Annotated in this window: 1 protein-coding gene; it reads right to left on the bottom strand. The window is 52.1% G+C overall.

Annotated elements, in window-relative coordinates; genetic code table 11:
• The coding region (locus tag ACSZO1_RS22755) for an IS30 family transposase (protein WP_437616685.1) at positions 1-388 on the bottom strand (388 nt) is incomplete at both ends.

Below are 388 nucleotides of genomic sequence, written 5' to 3'. Positions count from 1 at the left end.
CCTCAACAGCCCATTAGTGTTCTCGTTTAGCCCCCGCTCCCATGAAGCATATGGGTGAGCGAAGTAGGTTTCTGTTTCCAGGGCCGCTGCGATCTCTTTGTGCTGAGTAAACTCCCCGCCATTATCGAACGTGATGGTATGGCAGACATCTTTGTAGCCGCTCAGCATCGAGATAATGGCTGTAGCCACTTCGGCTGAATCTTTCGAAAACACCTTTTTCGTCAGATAAATACGGCTTTTACGCTCAACCAGCGTCACGATGGCTCCGGTGCCTTGTTTACCCAGAACCAGATCGGCTTCCCAGTCACCCAGTCGGGTACGAGCATCAACAACGGCTGGTCTCTGCTCGATGGATACGGCGTCAGGTATCGGACTTCGCTTTTTACCA

This window comes from Erwinia sp. V71, from assembly GCF_965644245.1.
Lineage (GTDB): Bacteria > Pseudomonadota > Gammaproteobacteria > Enterobacterales > Enterobacteriaceae > Erwinia.
The sequence above is the reverse complement of the archived record's forward strand: the minus strand, read 5'-3'. Positions and strand labels throughout refer to the sequence as shown.